This window comes from Pseudomonas sp. GW821-FHT03C07, from assembly GCF_059420925.1.
The window spans coordinates 28,673-46,013 of record NZ_JBWKUQ010000006.1 but is presented as its reverse complement, the minus strand read 5'-3'; the positions used below and the strand labels follow the sequence as shown (position 1 = coordinate 46,013).

The 17,341-nt window shown below is 62.4% G+C and carries 15 protein-coding genes; 10 read left to right on the top strand and 5 right to left on the bottom strand.

What is annotated here, in order from left to right:
- Nucleotides 1-222: 222 nt before the first annotated feature.
- Nucleotides 223-1,491 (bottom strand): malic enzyme-like NAD(P)-binding protein, encoded by a 1,269-nt coding sequence (locus AC07VG_RS13865; RefSeq protein ID WP_495003275.1) that lies wholly within the window; start codon nucleotides 1,489-1,491, stop codon nucleotides 223-225.
- 286 nt (nucleotides 1,492-1,777) lie between these two features.
- The gene (gene rpmE / locus AC07VG_RS13860; protein ID WP_495003274.1) at nucleotides 1,778-1,999 is read right to left on the bottom strand and encodes a 50S ribosomal protein L31; all 222 of its coding nucleotides are present in this window, start codon (nucleotides 1,997-1,999) and stop codon (nucleotides 1,778-1,780) included.
- A gap of 186 nt (nucleotides 2,000-2,185) precedes the next feature.
- Here rpmE and AC07VG_RS13855 point away from each other — a divergent pair, with 186 nt between their 5' ends.
- The 10 genes from AC07VG_RS13855 to AC07VG_RS13810 all read left to right on the top strand — a co-directional run bounded on the left by AC07VG_RS13855 (nucleotide 2,186) and on the right by AC07VG_RS13810 (nucleotide 15,367).
- The gene (locus AC07VG_RS13855) at nucleotides 2,186-4,405 is read left to right on the top strand and encodes a primosomal protein N' (RefSeq protein ID WP_495021356.1); all 2,220 of its coding nucleotides are present in this window, start codon (nucleotides 2,186-2,188) and stop codon (nucleotides 4,403-4,405) included.
- A gap of 285 nt (nucleotides 4,406-4,690) precedes the next feature.
- Entirely contained in the window at nucleotides 4,691-6,430 is a 1,740-nt protein-coding gene (gene argS, locus AC07VG_RS13850) for an arginine--tRNA ligase (protein ID WP_495021355.1), read from the top strand.
- Between the two features lies 1 nt (nucleotide 6,431).
- Entirely contained in the window at nucleotides 6,432-7,142 is a 711-nt protein-coding gene (locus tag AC07VG_RS13845; RefSeq protein WP_495003271.1) for an SPOR domain-containing protein, read from the top strand.
- A 274-nt stretch (nucleotides 7,143-7,416) separates the two neighbouring features.
- Nucleotides 7,417-7,947, top strand: a complete 531-nt coding sequence (gene hslV / locus AC07VG_RS13840; protein WP_495003270.1) for an ATP-dependent protease subunit HslV — start codon at nucleotides 7,417-7,419, stop codon at nucleotides 7,945-7,947.
- A 44-nt stretch (nucleotides 7,948-7,991) separates the two neighbouring features.
- A complete protein-coding gene (gene hslU, locus AC07VG_RS13835) occupies nucleotides 7,992-9,329 on the top strand; it encodes an ATP-dependent protease ATPase subunit HslU (RefSeq protein WP_495003269.1) in 1,338 nt (445 codons plus the stop codon).
- 135 nt (nucleotides 9,330-9,464) lie between these two features.
- The gene (locus tag AC07VG_RS13830) at nucleotides 9,465-9,845 is read left to right on the top strand and encodes a gamma-butyrobetaine hydroxylase family protein (protein WP_495003268.1); all 381 of its coding nucleotides are present in this window, start codon (nucleotides 9,465-9,467) and stop codon (nucleotides 9,843-9,845) included.
- 241 nt (nucleotides 9,846-10,086) lie between these two features.
- Nucleotides 10,087-11,766, top strand: a complete 1,680-nt coding sequence (gene phaC, locus AC07VG_RS13825) for a class II poly(R)-hydroxyalkanoic acid synthase (RefSeq protein ID WP_495003267.1) — start codon at nucleotides 10,087-10,089, stop codon at nucleotides 11,764-11,766.
- A gap of 245 nt (nucleotides 11,767-12,011) precedes the next feature.
- Nucleotides 12,012-12,869, top strand: coding sequence for a poly(3-hydroxyalkanoate) depolymerase (gene phaZ / locus AC07VG_RS13820; RefSeq protein ID WP_495003266.1), 858 nt, complete (start codon nucleotides 12,012-12,014; stop codon nucleotides 12,867-12,869).
- A 131-nt stretch (nucleotides 12,870-13,000) separates the two neighbouring features.
- A complete protein-coding gene (phaC, locus tag AC07VG_RS13815) occupies nucleotides 13,001-14,683 on the top strand; it encodes a class II poly(R)-hydroxyalkanoic acid synthase (protein WP_495003265.1) in 1,683 nt (560 codons plus the stop codon).
- Nucleotides 14,684-14,746: 63 nt separating this feature from the next.
- Nucleotides 14,747-15,367, top strand: a complete 621-nt coding sequence (locus AC07VG_RS13810) for a TetR/AcrR family transcriptional regulator (RefSeq protein WP_495003264.1) — start codon at nucleotides 14,747-14,749, stop codon at nucleotides 15,365-15,367.
- A 227-nt stretch (nucleotides 15,368-15,594) separates the two neighbouring features.
- Here AC07VG_RS13810 and AC07VG_RS13805 read toward each other — a convergent pair whose 3' ends face one another.
- The 3 genes from AC07VG_RS13805 to AC07VG_RS13795 all read right to left on the bottom strand — a co-directional run bounded on the left by AC07VG_RS13805 (nucleotide 15,595) and on the right by AC07VG_RS13795 (nucleotide 17,226).
- Nucleotides 15,595-16,389, bottom strand: a complete 795-nt coding sequence (locus AC07VG_RS13805) for a phasin family protein (RefSeq protein WP_495003263.1) — start codon at nucleotides 16,387-16,389, stop codon at nucleotides 15,595-15,597.
- Nucleotides 16,390-16,399: 10 nt separating this feature from the next.
- The gene (locus tag AC07VG_RS13800; RefSeq protein ID WP_495003262.1) at nucleotides 16,400-16,822 is read right to left on the bottom strand and encodes a phasin family protein; all 423 of its coding nucleotides are present in this window, start codon (nucleotides 16,820-16,822) and stop codon (nucleotides 16,400-16,402) included.
- Nucleotides 16,823-16,950: 128 nt separating this feature from the next.
- Nucleotides 16,951-17,226: a polyhydroxyalkanoic acid system family protein gene (locus AC07VG_RS13795; RefSeq protein WP_495003261.1), complete on the bottom strand. Its 276-nt coding sequence runs from the start codon at nucleotides 17,224-17,226 to the stop codon at nucleotides 16,951-16,953.
- Between the last annotated feature and the right edge of the window lie 115 nt (nucleotides 17,227-17,341).

Genomic DNA, 17,341 nt, shown 5'->3' with positions numbered 1-17,341 from the left:
GCTCTGCGCCGTTCATGCGGACGCTATCGCCGGCAAGCCAGCTCCTACAGGAGATCGCGCCCAGCCTGAATAACCTGCACCGCCCAAACGGACGCCATCGCCAGCAAGCCGGCTCCTACAGGAGATCGCGCCCAGCCTGAATGACCTGCACCGCCCAAATGGCACCCACAAAAAAGCCCCGACTCATCCGAGCCGGGGCTTTTTGTTTGACGCTACAACGGCTTAGCCGTTGAACACGTCATCCACGCTTTTCAGCGGGTAGTGCTTCGGATACGGCAGGGTCGCCACGCCGGTCTCGATCGCGGCCTTGGCCACGGCATCGGAGATCAGGGTGATCAGACGGGCATCCATTGGTTTCGGAATGATGTACTCACGACCGAACTCCAGCTTGATACCGCCGTAGGCGTCGCACACTTCCTGTGGCACCGGCAGCTTGGCCAGTTCGCGCAGGGCGTTGGCGGCAGCCACTTTCATCTCTTCGTTGATGCGCTTGGCGCGAACGTCCAGGGCACCACGGAAGATGAACGGGAAACCCAGAACGTTGTTGACCTGGTTCGGGTAGTCCGAACGACCGGTGGCCATGATCACGTCGTTACGGGTGGCGTGAGCCAGCTCCGGGGCAATTTCCGGATCCGGGTTCGAACAGGCGAACACGATCGGGTTGGGCGCCATGGCCAGCAGGCCCGCAGCGTCCAGCAGGTTCGGACCGGACAGGCCGACGAACACGTCAGCGCCTTGCAGCGCGTCAGCCAGGGTGCGTTTCTCGGTCGCGTGGGCGAACACCGCCTTGTACTGGTTCAGGTCGTCACGGCCAGCGTGGATCACGCCAGTACGGTCAACCATGAAGATGTTTTCGATCTTCGCGCCCATGCTTACCAGCAACTTCATGCAGGAGATCGCGGCAGCGCCGGCACCCAGGCAGACGATCTTGGCTTCCGGCAGGGTCTTGCCGGCGATTTCCAGGGCATTGATCATGCCGGCCGCGGTGACGATCGCGGTGCCGTGCTGGTCATCGTGGAACACCGGAATATCGCACTGCTCGATCAGAGCACGTTCGATCTCAAAGCACTCAGGTGCCTTGATGTCTTCCAGGTTGATGCCACCGAAGGTGATGGAGATACGCTTGACGGTGTCGATAAAGGCCTGCGGGCTTTCCGAGTCGACTTCGATGTCGAACACGTCGATACCGGCGAAGCGCTTGAACAGCACGCCCTTGCCTTCCATGACAGGCTTGGAGGCCAATGGGCCGAGGTTACCCAGACCGAGAATCGCGGTGCCATCGGAAATGACTGCAACCAGGTTGCCCTTGCCGGTGTACTTGTAGGCCAGCTCAGGATCGCGGGCGATTTCGCGTACTGGTTCGGCTACGCCTGGGCTATAGGCCAGCGACAGGTCACGGGCAGTGGCGGTGGCTTTGGTGAGCTCGACGCTCAGCTTCCCCGGACGGGGCTTGGCATGATATTCGAGAGCGGCAGTTTTCAAATCTGACATGTGGGCATTCCGCTTTTTACTGTGGGACAGACGGACCGCCGAGGATACTCGTGTCGCCAAGTCCTCACAAGACTGACCAGTCACTGCTGTCAAGCGCCTGCCCCTACGACTTTGGCCCAAAAGCCAGGAAATACAAGGTGCGACTGTGTACAATCAAGCAAAAAAATGTCTACAGTTTTTATGCGGCAGCCGCGGATAAAAACGACGCCCACAAAAAAGGCGTCCACGCGGGACGCCTTTTTTATCGACCGGGAAAAACCAGCGGTTTTCCCCAGAGCGATCAGCCTCAGGCCTTTTTGACAGCGCCGAACATGCCGAAACGGTCGGCGAACTTCTGTACGCGGCCGCCGGTGTCCAGGGTCTTCTGCTTACCGGTGTAGAACGGGTGGCATTCGTTGCACACGTCGATTGGCAGTGCTTTGCCATGGGTCGAACGGGTCACGAACTTGTTACCGCAGCTGCAGGTAACGTCGATGTCTACGTATACTGGATGGATATCGGCTTTCATGGGGACTTCCTCAGGCTGGCGTGCCGCCGCTCAACACGATTGTTGAACACCGCACGTAATTTAGCCGGCGATCATACCAGAGCTTTTCTCTGACGCAAGTGGCCAGCATGCCCTCCGTCGGGAAGACACTTCCCGAGCCGTCTGCTAGGCTCGCGCCCTCCATGAAACCCGCCCTGAGAGAACCGCGTGCCCGACGCCATCCTGCGCCTTGCCCTGCCGTCGCCACTGCGTCGCCTGTTCGATTATCGGGCACCGGAAGGCGTGCCGCGCGGCGCGTTGCAGCCCGGCATGCGCCTGCGAGTACCGTTCGGCCGCCGGGAGATGATCGGCATCCTGGTGGAGATCGCCGAGCACAGCGAAGTCCCGGCGGACAAGCTCAGGCGCGCCACGGCCCTGCTCGACGCCACGGTGCCGCTGCCGCCGGCGCTGTTCAAGCTGTGCCTGTGGACCGCCCAGTATTATCAGCACAGCCTCGGCGACACCCTGAGCTGGGCGCTGCCGGTGCTGCTGCGCCAGGGCGAGCCGGCCGAGGCGCGCCAGGAACGGTTCTGGTCGATTGTCCCCGGCGCCCGCCTCGACGACCCACGCATCGTCAGGGCCCCGCGCCAACGCGACGCCCTGGCGACCCTGGCCCAGCACCCTCACGGCGTGGCCCATCAACTGCTGAGCAAACTGATGCTGAGCAAGGACAGCCTCGACCTGCTGCTGGCCAAGGACCTGGTGCAGGTGGAAGTTCGCCGTCACGCCCCCAGCGAGCGCCACGAACACTGGCTGGCGCAACCGGAACTGCCGCTCAACAGCGAACAACGCGCCGCCTGCGAAGCGATCCGTGCCGGGCTCGACAGTTTTCACGCATTCCTGCTGGCCGGGGTCACCGGCAGCGGCAAGACCGAGGTCTATCTGCAACTGATCCGCGAGACCCTGGAAGCTGGCAAGCAGGCGCTGGTGCTGATCCCGGAAATCAACCTGGGACCGCAGACCCTGGCGCGTTTCGAACAACGCTTCAACGCCCGCATCGCCCTGCTGCACTCGGCGGTGAATGACCGCGAGCGCCTGGACGCCTGGCTCGCCGCCCGCGACGGCGAGGCCGACATCATTATCGGCACCCGTTCGGCGCTGTTCACCCCGATGAAAAACCCCGGGCTGATCATCATCGACGAAGAGCACGACGGCTCCTATAAACAGCAGGAAGGCCTGCGTTATCACGCCCGCGACCTGGCGCTGGTGCGGGCCCGCCAGGAAAACATCCCGATCGTGTTGGGGTCGGCCACGCCGTCCCTGGAAAGCCTGCACAACGCCTACACCGGTCGCTACGCCCTGTTGCGCCTGAACGAACGCGCCGGCGGCGCCAAGCAACCGCGCTTCCTGCGCCTGGATGTGAAAAGTCGGCCACTGGACAGCGGCATTTCCGGTCCCATGCAGCAAGCCATCGGCCAGACCCTCGCCGCCGGTCAGCAAGTGCTGGTGTTCCTCAACCGTCGCGGCTTCGCGCCGACGCTGTTGTGCCACGACTGCGGCTGGATGTCCGAATGCTCGCGCTGCGATGCACGGATGACCGTGCACCAGCGTTCTGGCGAACTGCGCTGCCATCACTGCGGCTATGTCGAACGCGTACCGCGCAATTGCCCGCAGTGCGGCAAGGTCGACCTGCGCCCGGTGGGCGCCGGGACCGAGCGCGCCGAGGAGCGCCTGGGCATCCTGTTCCCCGACTACCCGGTGCTGCGAGTCGACCGCGACAGCACCTCGCGCAAGGACGCGATGAACCAGCTGTTCGCCACCATCCAGAAAGGCCTGCCGTGCATCCTGGTGGGTACGCAGATGCTTGCCAAAGGCCATCACTTCCCCCGGGTGACCCTGGTCTCTATCCTCGATGCTGACGGCGGCCTGTTTTCCGGAGACTTCCGCGCCAGCGAGCGCATGGCCCAGTTGATCGTCCAGGTGGCGGGCCGGGCCGGGCGGGCAGAGGAGCCGGGCAAGGTGATTATCCAGACGCACCTGGCGGACCATCCGCTGTTGATTCAACTGACCGAGCAGGGCTATTTCGCCTTTGCCGAGCAGGCCCTGAGCGAGCGCCGGGCTGCTGGATTACCACCCTTCGCGCACCTGGCGCTGCTGCGGGCCGAAGCCCACAAGCCGGGACAGGCCGAGGGGTTTCTCGATGAGGCCTGCAGCGAGGCGGAGCGTTTGCTCGCCGAGATGAACCTGGGCGGCATCGAGCTGCTGGGGCCGGTGCCAGCGCCCATGGAACGGCGGGCCGGGCGTTATCGGGCGCAGTTGTTGTTGCAGGCCAATGGCCGGGCCGCGCTGCACCGATTGTTGAGCAGTTGGCTGCTGGTCCTGGAGCAGATGCCCAGCGGGCGGCAGGTACGCTGGTCGTTGGATGTCGATCCGGTGGATTTGTATTGACCCTGGCGGCCTCTTCGCGGGCAAGCTCCGCTCCCACAGGTCCGAGTTGTATGCAAATACTGTAAACGACTCAGGACTTGTGGCATCAGTCCCATAATGTCCGAGCCATACCGCAACCTTGCGTACAACCGAGAACCTGTGGGAGCGGAGCTTGCCCGCGAAGAGGTCAACCCAGGCACCACAAGTCCATAACCGGTTGGCAAGCTCGCCCCGGCAACGGATAATGCCCAGTTTTTCCACCTGCGCATCGAAGCGCCGCCGCGCTTGCGGTCGAAAGAGAAGACCATGAAAGACACCATTCGCCAGCTGATCCAACAAGCCATCACCCAACTCGTCGCCGAAGGTGTGTTGCCTGAAGGGCTGACGCCGGCGATCCAGGTGGAAAACACCCGGGACAAGACCCACGGCGACTTCGCCAGCAATATCGCGATGATGTTGGCCAAACCAGCTGGCCTCAAGCCGCGTGACCTGGCGGAAAAAATCATCGCCGCCCTGCCCGCCGCCGACAGCGTGAGCAAGGCCGAGATCGCCGGCCCCGGCTTCATCAACTTCTTCCAGAACACCCAGGCCCTGGCCGCGCGCCTCGACGCCGCCCTGGCCGACGCCCATGTCGGCGTGCGCAAGGCCGGCCCGGCGCAGCGCGTGGTGGTCGACCTGTCGGCGCCCAACCTGGCCAAGGAAATGCACGTCGGCCACCTGCGCTCGACCATCATCGGCGACGGCGTGGCGCGCGTCCTCGAGTTCCTCGGCGACAACGTGATCCGGCAGAACCACGTCGGCGACTGGGGTACCCAGTTCGGCATGCTGATGGCCATGCTCGAAGATAATCCGGACATGCTCAAAAGCGCACTGTCGGACCTCGAGGACTTCTACCGGGCGGCCAAGAAACGCTTTGACGAAGACCCGGCGTTTGCCGATCGTGCCCGCAAGCTGGTAGTTGACCTGCAAGCCGGCGACGAGGCGTGCATCAAGGCCTGGAGAAGCTTTACCGACATCTCCCTGTCCCACTGCCAAAGCACCTACGAGCTGCTGAACGTCAAACTGACCATGGCCGACGTGATGGGCGAAAGCGCCTACAACGACGACCTGATCAACGTGGTCAACGACCTCAGGGCCAAGGGCATGCTGGTCGAAAGCAACGGCGCCCAGTGCGTGTTCCTCGACGAGTTCAAGAATGCCGACGGCGAGCCGCTGCCGGTGATCATCGTCAAGGCCGATGGCGGTTATCTCTATGCCACCACCGACCTGGCCGCCGTGCGCTACCGCAGCAACGTGCTGAAAGCCGATCGCGCCCTGTACTTCGTCGACCAGCGCCAGGCCCTGCATTTCCAGCAGGTGTTCGCGGTGGCGCGCAAGGCCGGTTTCGTCGGTCACCCGATGGAAATGGAGCACATGGGCTTCGGCACCATGAACGGTGCCGACGGCCGCCCGTTCAAGACCCGCGACGGCGGCACCGTGAAGCTGATCGACCTGCTGACCGAGGCCATGGACCGCGCCTATCTGTTGGTGAAGGAAAAGAACCCGGCGCTGGCCGAAGACGAACTGCGCACTATCGCCCGGGTGGTGGGCATCGGCGCGGTCAAGTACGCCGACCTGTCCAAGCACCGCAGCAGCGACTACAGCTTCAACTTCGAGCTGATGCTCAACTTCGAAGGCAACACCGCGCCCTACCTGCTATACGCCTACACCCGCGTGGCCGGTGTGTTCCGCAAACTGGGCAAGGACTTCACCCAGGTGGAAGGACAGATCGTCCTTGAAGCCCCCCACGAACAGGAACTGGCCGCCAAACTGGCGCAGTTCGGCGAAGTGCTCGGCAGCGTCGCCGAGAAAGGCACGCCACATGTGCTGTGCACCTACCTGTACGATGTCGCCGGCCTGTTCTCCAGCTTCTACGAGAATTGCCCGATCCTGTCCGCCGAAACCGCCGCACAGAAACAGAGCCGCCTGCGCCTCGCCGCGCTGACCGGCCGCACCCTCAAGCAAGGCCTGGAACTGCTGGGTCTGGAAACCCTGGAGCGTATGTAAGTTGGCTGCCAAGAAAACCCCCGCACCCAAACGTGGCGCCAGCCGTTACCAAGCTCCTGCGAAAAAACCGATCCCCGGCTGGTTGTGGCTGGCAATCGGCCTCGGCGTGGGCGCGTTCATCGTGTTCCTGATGAAGCTGGAGCCGGGCAAGGGCGATGACATCAAGCGGGTCAAGCAGGAACAGTTGAAGGCCAGCAAGATCGCCGAAGCCAACAAGACTCCGCCGAGCCCGACCCAGCCGGTGAAGCCCAAGTACGACTTCTACACCCTGCTGCCGGAATCCGAGGTCATCGTGCCACCGGAAGCCGTGCCGGAGAAAACCCTGCCGACACCACAGACCGTGCCGACCCCGACCACCCCGGTGACCCCGGCCGAAGCGGCGAAGATCGATACCGCGCGGGCCCAGGCCGCGCTGTCCGGTATGACCCCGCCACCGCCGCCGCCCGTGGCCGTGGCCAAGCCGGCGGCAGTCACGCAGTTCTTCCTGCAGGCCGGCTCGTTCCGCAAGGAAACCGACGCGGACAAGGTCCGCGCGCAGGTCATCCTGTTGGGGCAATCGGTTTCCGTGGAATCCGGGACCGTGAAGGACGAGACCTGGTATCGGGTCCTGGTCGGACCGTTCAGCAACCGCGAACAACTGACCAAGGCGCAGAAACAACTAGCCGGCAGCGGCTTCAACAACCTGCTGCTGCAACAACGCCAGAGCCGCTGACAGGCGGGGCGATGGTTGTCCGTGGAGCTTTCAGCGGCCTCACGGCCCCTATCGCCGGCAAGCCGGCTCCTACAGGTTGGTGTCGTGCACAATATCTGTATACGACGCAAATCTGTAGGAGCCGGCTTGCCGGCGATAGCAATCGTTCAGACAAAACAAACCTCGCCCGCCTACACCACTCATCCCCTCATCCCGCCCACGGTTGAAAAACCCACCACCACCCCCATATGAGTTTCCATCAGGCATTTTCGCCCCGCTGCGTGGAGATTCTCCCTTGACCACCATCGTTTCAGTTCGTCGCCACGGCAAAGTCGTCATGGGCGGCGACGGCCAGGTTTCCCTCGGCAACACCGTCATGAAGGGCAACGCGAAAAAAGTCCGTCGCCTCTACCACGGTGAAGTCCTCGCCGGTTTCGCTGGCGCCACCGCCGACGCTTTCACCCTGTTCGAGCGTTTCGAAGGCCAGCTTGAAAAACATCAAGGTCATTTGGTCCGCGCCGCTGTCGAGTTGGCCAAGGAGTGGCGTACCGACCGCTCCCTGAGTCGCCTGGAAGCCATGCTGGCGGTCGCCAACAAAGATGCTTCACTGATCATTACCGGCAACGGCGACGTCGTCGAACCGGAAAACGGCCTGATCGCCATGGGCTCCGGTGGTGGCTACGCCCAGGCCGCGGCCAGCGCACTACTGAAGAAAACCGACCTGTCGGCCCGGGAAATCGTCGAAGCCGCCCTGGGTATCGCCGCTGACATCTGCGTCTTCACCAATCATAACGTCACCATCGAGGAGCAGGACCTCGCGGAATAATCAGCCTGCCCGGCTGCCCGTTCCCGCTTGAGGACCCACATATTATGTCCATGACCCCCCGCGAAATCGTCCACGAACTCAATCGCCATATCATTGGCCAGGACGATGCCAAACGCGCCGTCGCCATTGCGCTGCGTAACCGCTGGCGGCGGATGCAGCTCCCCGAAGAACTGCGCGTTGAAGTGACGCCCAAGAACATCCTGATGATCGGCCCGACCGGCGTCGGCAAGACCGAAATTGCCCGGCGCCTGGCCAAGCTGGCCAACGCACCGTTCATCAAGGTCGAAGCAACCAAGTTCACCGAAGTCGGCTATGTCGGCCGCGACGTTGAATCGATCATCCGTGACCTGGCGGACGCCGCGATCAAGCTGTTGCGCGAGCAGGAGCTGGCCAAGGTCCGCCATCGCGCCGAAGACGCCGCCGAGGAACGCATCCTCGACGCCCTGCTGCCACCGGCACGCATGGGCTTCAACGAAGACGCAGCTCCAGCCCAGGACTCCAACACCCGCCAGCTGTTCCGCAAGCGCCTGCGTGAAGGCCAGCTGGATGACAAAGAGATCGAAGTCGAAGTGGCCGAGTCGTTCGGCGTCGAGATCGCCACGCCGCCGGGCATGGAAGAGATGACCAACCAGCTGCAGAACCTGTTCGCCAACATGGGCAAGGGCAAGCGCAAGAGCCGCAAGCTCAAGGTCAAGGACGCGCTCAAGCTGGTCCGTGACGAGGAAGCCGGGCGCCTGGTCAACGACGAAGAGTTGAAGGCCAAGGCCCTGGAGGCGGTGGAGCAGCACGGTATCGTCTTCATCGACGAAATCGACAAGGTCGCCAGGCGCGGCAACGTCGGCGGTGCCGATGTCTCCCGTGAAGGCGTACAGCGCGACCTGCTGCCGCTGATCGAAGGCTGCACGGTGAACACCAAGCTGGGCATGGTCAAGACCGACCATATCCTGTTCATCGCTTCCGGCGCGTTCCACCTGAGCAAGCCGAGCGACCTGGTGCCCGAGCTGCAAGGCCGTCTGCCGATCCGTGTCGAACTCAAGGCGCTGACCCCGGAAGACTTCGAGCGCATCCTCAGCGAACCGCACGCCTCGCTGACCGAGCAGTACCGCGAGCTGCTGAAAACCGAAGGCCTGACCATCGAGTTCCTGCCGGACGGCATCAAGCGCCTGGCGGAAATCGCCTGGCAGGTCAACGAGAAGACCGAGAACATCGGTGCCCGTCGCCTGCACACGCTGCTGGAGCGCCTGCTCGAGGAAGTCTCGTTCAGCGCCGGCGACCTGGCCAGCGCCCACAACGAGGAGCCGATCCGCATCGACGCCGACTACGTCAACAGCCACTTGGGCGAATTGGCGAAGAACGAAGACTTGTCGCGGTATATCCTGTAAGCAGACCCCTCCTGTAGGAGCGAGCTTGCTCGCGATGGTGGCACGGGCACCGCGGGGTATCAGATACCCCGCGTTATCGTTGGCGACCATCGCGAGCAAGCTCGCTCCTACACTGATCGATTGCCGGGCAGCCCCATGACCACCAGACTCCCCACCGCCATCAACCTGCACAAAGCCTCGAAAACCCTGACCCTCAAATACGGCCAGGACGAGGAGTACCACCTGCCCGCCGAATTCCTGCGGGTGCACTCGCCTTCCGCCGAGGTCCAGGGCCACGGTAAACCCATCCTCCAGTTCGGCAAGCTCAACGTCGGTTTGAGCAAGCTCGAACCCGCCGGCCAATATGCACTGAAATTGACCTTCGACGACGGTCATGACAGCGGACTGTTCACCTGGGACTACCTCTACGAGCTCGCTCGTCGCCAGGATGACTTGTGGGCCGATTATCTTGCCGAACTCAAAGCCGCCGGAAAATCCCGCGACCCGTCCGAGTCCATCGTCAAGCTGATGCTCTAGCCCGGACCTCCGGTCGTTTTGGGGGGCATTTTCTAATCACATCTGATTCAATCCCCCACGGCGTGGCTATTGACTGGCCCGCTTGCGAAAAAAATCAAACTCGGGTAACCAATGGAGCTGGCAAGTTCCGTGCATTTAACGAAGTGCAATCAACGGTCACCCGAGCAGTAGTACTTGGCATTCGCTGTGCCATTTGCACAGCTGTACCCGGTACTCGTCTCAGGACAATGGAGCGTCGTAGATGAGTAACAAGAACAACGATGACCTGCAGCGGCAAGCCTCGGAAAACACCCTGGGCCTGAACCCCGTCGTCGGCTTGCGTAGAAAGGATCTTCTTACTTCTGCACGAATGGTATTGACCCAAGCCATCAAACAACCCATCCACAGCGTCAAGCACGTCGCGCATTTCGGCGTCGAATTGAAGAACGTTCTGCTGGGCACGTCTGGCCTGCAGCCGGAAAGCGATGACCGGCGTTTCAACGATCCGGCCTGGAGCCAGAATCCGTTGTACCGGCGTTACCTGCAAACCTACCTGGCCTGGCGCAAGGAGCTCCATGCCTGGATCGGCGAGAGCTCGCTGTCGCCACAGGACATCAGCCGCGGCCACTTCGTCATCAACCTGATGACCGAGGCCATGGCCCCGACCAACACCGCCGCCAACCCGGCGGCGGTCAAGCGCTTCTTCGAGACCGGCGGCAAGAGCCTGCTGGACGGTCTGTCGAACATGGCCAAGGACCTGGTGCACAACGGCGGCATGCCCAGCCAGGTGAACATGGGCGCCTTCGAGGTCGGCAAGAGCCTGGGCACCACCGAAGGCGCGGTGGTGTTTCGCAACGATGTGCTGGAGCTGATCCAGTACAGCCCCGTCACCGAGCAGGTGCATGAGCGGCCGCTGCTGGTGGTGCCGCCGCAGATCAACAAGTTCTATGTGTTTGACTTAAGCCCCGACAAGAGCCTGGCGCGCTTCTGCCTGCGCAGCCACGTGCAGACCTTTATCGTCAGCTGGCGTAACCCGACCAAGGCGCAGCGCGAGTGGGGCCTGTCGACCTATATCGAGGCGCTGAAGGAAGCCGTTGACGTGGTCACCGCCATCACCGGCAGCAAGGACGTGAACATGCTCGGTGCCTGCTCCGGCGGCATCACCTGCACCGCCCTGCTCGGCCACTACGCCGCCCTCGGCGAGAAGAAGGTCAACGCCCTGACCCTGCTGGTCAGCGTGCTCGACACCACCCTCGACACCCAGGTCGCGCTGTTCGTCGACGAACAGACCCTCGAAGCGGCCAAGCGCCACTCCTACCAGGCCGGCGTGCTGGAAGGCAGCGACATGGCCAAGGTGTTCGCCTGGATGCGCCCCAACGACCTGATCTGGAACTACTGGGTCAACAACTACCTGCTGGGCAACGAGCCGCCGGTGTTCGACATCCTGTTCTGGAACAACGACACCACGCGCCTGCCGGCCGCCTTCCACGGCGACCTGATCGAGATGTTCAAGAACAATCCACTGATACGCGCCGATGCCCTGGAAGTGTGCGGCACGCCGATCGACCTGAAAAAAGTCGACGCCGACATCTTTGCCCTGGCGGGCACCAACGATCACATCACGCCCTGGAAATCCTGCTACAAGTCGGCGCAACTGTTCGGCGGCAAGGTCGAGTTCGTGCTGTCCAGCAGCGGCCATATCCAGAGCATCCTGAACCCGCCGGGCAATCCAAAATCGCGCTACATGACCAGCACCGAGATGCCGGCCAAGGCCGACGACTGGCAGGAAAACTCCACCAAGCACACCGACTCATGGTGGCTGCACTGGCAGGCGTGGCAGACCGAACGCTCGGGCAAACTGAAGAAATCACCGACCAGTCTGGGCAACAAGGCCTACCCGGCAGGCGAGGCGGCACCGGGCACCTACGTGCACGAGCGCTAGGGACTCAAGAGCACCGCAATACCTTGTAGGAGCCGACTTGTCGGCGATGGCGTCCGGAAGATCGCTGCACGGCTCAAGGGCCTCATCGCCGGCAAGCTGGCTCCTACAAAGACCGCGCTCAGCCTCGGTATCATGACAACCCGGCGCCTGCAGGGGCCGCATTCAGTTTCACTATCAGGACCCCCCTGAACCGACAGGGACCACGTTAGATCAGGAAAACAGGTTTTAACCACAGGGCTTCGAGCATGCCGCAACCGTTCATCTTCCGAACCATCGATCTGGATGGCCAGACCATCCGCACCGCGGTTCGCCCCGGCAAGCCTCATATGACGCCCTTGCTGATCTTCAACGGCATCGGCGCCAACCTGGAGCTGGTGTTTCCGTTCGTCCAGGCCCTGGACCCGGACCTGGAGGTCATCGCCTTCGACGTCCCCGGCGTCGGCGGCTCGTCGACGCCCAAAAGGCCTTATCGTTTTCCGGGCCTGGCCAAGCTCACCACGCGCATGCTCGATTACCTGGATTACGGCCAGGTCAACGCGGTGGGCGTATCCTGGGGTGGCGCCCTGGCACAACAATTCGCCCACGACTACCCGGAGCGCTGCAAGAAGCTGATCCTCGCGGCCACCGCCGCCGGTACGGTGATGGTTCCGGGCAAACCCAGGGTGCTGTGGAACATGGCCAGTCCACGGCGCTATATCCAGCCTTCCCATGTTATCCGCATTGCCCCGACGATCTATGGCGGGGCCTTTCGCCGCGATCCGCACCTGGCCGCCGAACACGCCGCCAAGGTTCGCTCGGCCGGCAAGCTCGGCTACTACTGGCAACTGTTCGCGGGCCTGGGCTGGACCAGCATCCACTGGCTGCACAAGATCCGCCAGCCGACCCTGGTGCTGGCCGGCGACGACGATCCGCTGATTCCACTGATCAATATGCGTCTGCTGGCTTGGCGAATCCCCAATGCCCAGCTACACATAATCGACGACGGTCATTTATTTCTGATCACTCGGGCCGAGGCCGTGGCGCCGATCATCATGAAGTTCCTCCAGGAAGAACGCCAGCGGGCGGTGATGCACCCGCACCCGGCGCCTTTCAAGAGTACCTAGGAGTCGTTTCCCTGGCAGTAAGCGCGCGCGGGCAGGACGTCCGTGTGGCGCGCAAGGTCCGCGACCGACAACCCCGTCTGTCGCACCCCCCTGTGTTGGTTGATAGCCTGATGACGAAGGAGTGTTGACTCATGCGAGACAAACCAGCGACGGGCTCGATGCCCACCCCCGCCGCGTTCATCAATGCACAGAGTGCGATTACCGGTCTGCGCGGCCGGGATCTGTTTTCCACCCTGCGCAGCGTGGCCGCCCACAGCCTGCGCAATCCGATCCATACCGCCCGGCACGCCCTGGCCCTGGGCGGACAACTGGGCAAGGTGCTGCTCGGCGACACGCTGTACAAGCCCAACCCGCAGGACCCGCGCTTCGCCGACCCGGCCTGGAGCCTCAACCCGTTCTACCGCCGCAGCCTGCAAGCCTATCTGGCCTGGCAGAAACAGGTAAAACACTGGATCGACGACAGCCGGATGAGCGACGACGACCGCGCCCGGGCGCACTTTGTCTTCGCCCTGCTCAACGATGCCCTGGCGCCGTCCAATACCCTGCTCAACCCGTTGGCGGTCAAGGAAGTGTTCAACTCCGGCGGCAACAGCATTGTGCGTGGCATCAGCCATCTGGTGGACGACTTGCTGCACAACAACGGGCTGCCCAGTCAGGTCACCAAGCATTCGTTCGAAGTCGGCAAGACCGTGGCCACCACCCCTGGCGCGGTGGTGTTTCGCAATGAGCTGCTGGAGCTGATCCAGTACAAGCCCATGAGCGAAAAACAGTACGCCAAGCCGCTGTTGATCGTGCCACCACAGATCAACAAGTACTACATCTTCGACCTGAGCCCTGCCAACAGCTTCGTGCAGTACGCCCTCAAGAACGGCCTGCAGGTGTTTGTCGTCAGTTGGCGCAACCCGGATGTGCGTCACCGCGAATGGGGCCTGTCCAGCTATGTCGAAGCGCTGGAAGAAGCCATGAACATCTGCCGGGCGATCACCACCAGCCGCGAGGTCAACCTGATGGGCGCCTGCGCCGGCGGCCTGACCATTGCCGCCCTGCAAGGCCACCTGCAGGCCAAGCGGCAGATCCGCCGGGTGTCCAGCGCCACCTACCTGGTCAGCCTGCTCGACAGCCAGTTGGACAGCCCGGCCACCCTGTTCGCCGACGAACAGACCCTGGAAGCGGCCAAGCGTCGCTCCTACCAGCAAGGCGTGCTCGATGGCCGCGACCTGGCGCGGGTCTTCGCCTGGATGCGGCCCAACGACCTGATCTGGAACTACTGGGTCAACAACTACCTGCTGGGCAAGGAGCCGCCGCCGTTCGACATTCTCTACTGGAACAACGACAACACCCGCTTGCCCGCGGCCTTTCATGGCGACCTGCTGGACTTCTTCAAGCACAACCCGCTGAGCCATCCAGGCGGCCTGGAGGTCTGCGGTACGCCCATCGACCTGCAAAAAGTCACGGTCGACAGCTTCAGTGTCGGCGGCATCAACGACCACATCACACCCTGGGATGCGGTGTATCGCTCGACCTTGCTGCTGGGGGGCGATCGTCGGTTCGTGCTGTCCAACAGCGGCCATATCCAGAGCATCCTCAACCCGCCGAGCAACCCCAAGGCCAACTACATCAACAACCCCAAGCTGAGCAGTGATCCGCGGGCCTGGTACTACGACGGCAAGCGGGTCGAAGGCAGTTGGTGGATCCAGTGGCTGACCTGGATCCAGGAACGCTCGGGAGCCCAGCATGAAACCCAGATGACCCTGGGCAACGCCAATTACCCACCCATGGAAGCGGCACCCGGCACCTATGTGCGGGTGCGCTGATGACTACCGGCCACGGCTGCCGCACAGCCGTGGCGAACGCTCGGAACGACCTAAGAAGACTGGATGAAAACCCGCGACCGAATCCTTGAATGCGCCCTGCAACTGTTCAACCAGAAAGGCGAACCCAACGTTTCGACCATGGAAGTGGCCAATGAAATGGGGATCAGCCCGGGCAACCTCTACTACCACTTCCACGGCAAGGAGCCACTGGTGCTGGGCTTGTTCGAGCGTTTCCAGGGCGAACTGGCGCCCTTGCTCAATCCACCGGCCGACGCCCGACTGGCGCCCGAGGACTACTGGTTCTTCCTGCACCTGATCGTCGAGCGGCTGGCCCATTACCGCTTCCTGTTCCAGGACCTGTCCAATCTGTCCGGACGCTTGCCCAAGCTGGCCAAGGGCATCCGCCACCTACTCAACGCCCTCAAACGGACCTTGGCGTCATTGCTGGCGCGCCTGAAAGCACAAGGCCTGCTGCTGAGTGAGACCCAGGCCCTGGGGCAGTTGGTGGAGCAGATCACCCTGACGCTGCTGTTTTCCCTGGATTACCAGCGGATTCTTGGGCGCGAGGGTGAGGTACGGCTGGTGGTGTACCAGATCATGATGCTGGTGGCCCCGCACCTGATGGCCCCGGCGCGGTTGGTGACGGAGCAGATGGCGCTGCAATATCTGCAAGATCACGATTAACGGCTGGCTCTGTGGCGCCAGGGCCGGCCTCTTCGCGGCGCTGCGGCGATCCGACAAACCCCGCTCCCACAATGCCCGCGTCGAGCCGAACTTTTGTGTACGGCACCCAACCTGTGGGAGCGGAGCTTGCCCGCGAATACGGTGTAACAGGCAACACACCTTTTCCTGCCCCCCACAAAAACGCCCGACCTTCACAGGCCGGGCGTTTTCATTCAGCGCGCGACGACTCAGGCTTGAGAAGGTGAAGTCGGTGCTGTTGGCGTAGCCGCTGGAGCGGATACCGGTGCCGGAGCAGCCGAGTTGGCTGCCGATACCGGAGCCGCAGCAGGAGCCGGCTTCGCGGCAGCGGGCTTTTTCGCCACTGCCGGTTTCGCCGCAGGTTTCGCGGCGGGTTTGGCGGCCACAGGCTTGGCGGCTGGCTTCACAGCCGGCTTGGCCGCTGCTGCCGGTTTGGCTGCAGGCTTGGCGACGGCTTTCGCTGCCGGCTTGGCTGCCGCAGTTTTCGCCGCAGGCTTGGCAGCCGGTTTAGCCGCCGCTTTCACCAAGGGCTTGGCTGCCGCTTTCGCCGCCGGTTTGGCCGCTGCCGTTTTCGTCGAAGCCCGAGGCACCGACTCACCGGTGAGCTTCTCGATCTGCTTGGTCAAGGTATCGACCTTGCTGTGCAGCGCCTTCACTTCATTGCGGCTGGGTACGCCCAGGCGCGAAATGGCACTGTTCAGGCGCTTGTCGAAAGCCCCTTCCAACTCGTCCCACTTGCCCAGCGCACGGTCCTTGACCCCAGCGATGCGCGACTTGGCCGAACTGGCGGAGTCCTTGGCCGCATCGACTTTCTTGTCGACCGCGGTCTTGGTGAGTTTCTCGGCCTTCTCGCCGTCTTTCACCAGGGTCTCGAAGAGTTTGCTGCCGTCGGTATCAATCTTCGAGTACACGCCTAAACCAGCAAGCCAGATTTTGCGGGAGTACTCCTCAACCTTCCCGATCCACGAGCTGCTTTCTTTCTCGGTATTCTTTTTGCCAGCCATCCCGTTCTCCTTAATGTTTACGCGCGACACGTTCGAGCAATGCCGTCAGCTCATCGAGCTTAGCAGAGAGTGTCTCCACATCATGTTTAGACGGAATCCCGATGCGATTCAAGGCACTGGCGACCCGGTGGTCGAAGGCCTTCTCGACCTTGTCCAGTTGCACTTCCACCTTACCCTTGAGGCTGGTGACTTCGCTCTTCACGTTATCGATCTGGCTGTTGGCCGCGTCACGTTGCACGCCAATCAGTTTTTTACCTTCTTTTTCAACGTCTTGACCGGTTGCCACGAGTTCCTTGAAGTACTCGCTGCCTTCGCGACCGACCTTGGCATAAGCACCCAGACCCGCCAGCCAGATCTTGCGGGCATACACTTTCACTTCCGCCAGGGCGGTTGGCTGACTGTCGGATTTTTTCTTCAGACTTACTTTGGCCATGGTGCACCTCACACGTGAAGAAGGGTTGGAGGATCTGCCCACCGGAATGGGGGCTTATGCACAAAGTAATGACAAAAATTAGAATGGGCACCCTAAAGGCCGGCTCGGTGTCGGAACGGTGCCCGTGTTCAGACCAGCACCTTGTCCAGGGCCTTTTCGATTTCGGCCTTGATGGTGCCGCTCATGGCCGACATCAGCAGGCCCAGCTCGACCTCGATGCGGATCGTTGCTTCGCTCACATGCACTGCGCCTTTGACCCCGGAACGCTTGAGGTTCAGGGTATCGCCGGACCACTGCGGCTCCAGGCCGTACTGCCCGGCCAGCTTCTGCGCCAACTGGTCGGCCTTCTCGCGTGCACCGACCTTGCCCAGGCCGTGGGCGCGTTCAACACTAATACGGGCCATCGAATGACTCCTGCTCTATCGGGACTTGCCCGGTGAATCCTGACCCTGAATGCGTCAAAACGTCCCGGTGGTTACCTATCTTACATGCACCCTTGCCAAGACAAAGCCGGCCACC

Excerpts from the sequence above, each read along its gene's own strand:
- AC07VG_RS13865 (WP_495003275.1), bottom strand. The coding sequence starts at position 1,491 with ATGTCAGATTTGAAAACTGCCGCTCTCGAATATCATGCCAAGCCCCGT.
- rpmE (WP_495003274.1), bottom strand. The coding sequence starts at position 1,999 with ATGAAAGCCGATATCCATCCAGTATACGTAGACATCGACGTTACCTGC.
- argS (WP_495021355.1), top strand. The coding sequence starts at position 4,691 with ATGAAAGACACCATTCGCCAGCTGATCCAACAAGCCATCACCCAACTC.
- hslU (WP_495003269.1), top strand. The coding sequence starts at position 7,992 with ATGTCCATGACCCCCCGCGAAATCGTCCACGAACTCAATCGCCATATC.
- AC07VG_RS13830 (WP_495003268.1), top strand. The coding sequence starts at position 9,465 with ATGACCACCAGACTCCCCACCGCCATCAACCTGCACAAAGCCTCGAAA.
- phaC (WP_495003267.1), top strand. The coding sequence starts at position 10,087 with ATGAGTAACAAGAACAACGATGACCTGCAGCGGCAAGCCTCGGAAAAC.
- phaZ (WP_495003266.1), top strand. The coding sequence starts at position 12,012 with ATGCCGCAACCGTTCATCTTCCGAACCATCGATCTGGATGGCCAGACC.
- phaC (WP_495003265.1), top strand. The coding sequence starts at position 13,001 with ATGCGAGACAAACCAGCGACGGGCTCGATGCCCACCCCCGCCGCGTTC.
- AC07VG_RS13810 (WP_495003264.1), top strand. The coding sequence starts at position 14,747 with ATGAAAACCCGCGACCGAATCCTTGAATGCGCCCTGCAACTGTTCAAC.
- AC07VG_RS13805 (WP_495003263.1), bottom strand. The coding sequence starts at position 16,389 with ATGGCTGGCAAAAAGAATACCGAGAAAGAAAGCAGCTCGTGGATCGGG.
- AC07VG_RS13800 (WP_495003262.1), bottom strand. The coding sequence starts at position 16,822 with ATGGCCAAAGTAAGTCTGAAGAAAAAATCCGACAGTCAGCCAACCGCC.
- AC07VG_RS13795 (WP_495003261.1), bottom strand. The coding sequence starts at position 17,226 with ATGGCCCGTATTAGTGTTGAACGCGCCCACGGCCTGGGCAAGGTCGGT.